Origin of the sequence: Janthinobacterium sp. SUN211 (genome assembly GCF_030587315.1) — a bacterium.
Taxonomy (GTDB): domain Bacteria; phylum Pseudomonadota; class Gammaproteobacteria; order Burkholderiales; family Burkholderiaceae_D; genus Janthinobacterium; species Janthinobacterium kumbetense.
This window is the reverse complement of sequence record NZ_JAPWIC010000025.1, coordinates 1-1,525: the sequence shown is the minus strand read 5'-3', so window position 1 is coordinate 1,525 and position 1,525 is coordinate 1. Positions and strand designations below refer to the sequence as shown.

Below are 1,525 nucleotides of genomic sequence, written 5' to 3'. Positions count from 1 at the left end.
CACCGGGTGTCATCGGAGAGATTTATATCGGTGGTGCCAGTGTGGCGCGCGGTTATCTAAACCTACCGGCTTTGACAGCTGAGCGGTTTTTACAAGATCCGTTTCGATCGAAACAGGGTAGCCGCTTGTACAAGACTGGCGACTTGGGACGCTGGCTGGTGTGCGGTAATGTGGAGTTCCTTGGGCGCAACGATCATCAGGTGAAGATTCGTGGCTTCCGAATTGAATTGGGCGAAATCGAACATGCGCTGCAGGCGCATGCGCAGGTGCGGGACACGGTGGTCCTGGCGCGCGACGGGGCCGACGGCGACAAACGCCTGGTCGCTTATGTCGTGCCGCTGGAAGCGGGAGCGGCGCAGCCGCTGCTGGTTGCTGCGTTGCGTCAGCACCTTGTGTCCAGCTTGCCAGACTATATGGTGCCGCAGGCATTCGTGGTGCTCGAGCGCTTGCCGCTCACTCCCAACGGCAAGGTGGACCGTAAGGCCTTGCCGGAGCCGGATGCGGCGGCGCTGGCGCAGCGGGTGTATGAAGCGCCTTGCGGGGAAGTCGAACAGGTACTGGCTGATATCTGGCACGATCTGTTGAAGGTTCGGGTAGGGCGCCATGACCATTTCTTTGAACTGGGGGGCCATTCGCTGCTGGCCGTGCAGGTGATGGCACGCCTGCGCCAGGCTTTGCAGATCGAGATCGCGCTACGCCACCTGTTCACGTACCCGGTGCTGAGCGAACTGGCCACCTGTATTGCGCAAACCGAACGTGTGATGGCCGATGTTATTCCATTGGTCGACCGTGGCGGGGCCTTGCCCCTGTCCTGGTCGCAGCAGCGCTTGTGGTTCCTCGCCCAGCTTGATGATGCAGCCAGTGCCGCATACCACATGCCTGCCGCGCTACGCTTGAGCGGCCGCCTGGATCGAGCGGCACTGAAGGCGACGCTGGACCGCATCGTGGCGCGTCATGAGAGCCTGCGTACTACGTTCGTGCTCGACGACGGCCAGCCGATGCAGCACATCGCGCCTGCCGGGGTGGGTTTTGCCTTGGCTGAACAGGATATCTCGTTGCTTGATGTCAACGCACAGGAGCTGGCGATCACGCGCATTGGTGAGCAAACCATGTCGGCGCCGTTCGACTTGTCGCGTGGACCGTTAATTCGTGGACAACTGCTGCGCTTGGGCCCGGAGGAACATATCCTGTTCGTCAACCAGCACCACATCATCACCGACGGCTGGTCGATCGGTTTGCTGGTACGGGAGGTGAGCATGCTCTACACGGCCTTGAGCCAGGGACGGGACGATCCGTTGCCGCCACTGCCGTTGCAGTACGCTGACTATGCGGTCTGGCAGCGCGCTTGGCTGCAGGGTGATGTCCTGCAGGCCCAGGTCGATTATTGGCAGCAGCATCTGGCCGGTGCTCCGGCATTGCTGGCGTTGCCGCTGGACCGCCAGCGCCCGGAGGTGCAAAGTTACCGTGGCGCGAGCGCGGGCTTTAGCATTCCAGCCACACTTACGCAGGCGCTCAAGCAGCTGGG

1 protein-coding gene is annotated in these 1,525 nt (G+C 61.9%); it reads left to right on the top strand.

Annotated elements, in window-relative coordinates; all coding sequences use genetic code 11:
* Nucleotides 1-1,525, top strand: a 1,525-nt coding sequence (locus tag O3301_RS28555; RefSeq protein ID WP_305058158.1) for a condensation domain-containing protein, incomplete at both ends; no start/stop codon positions are given.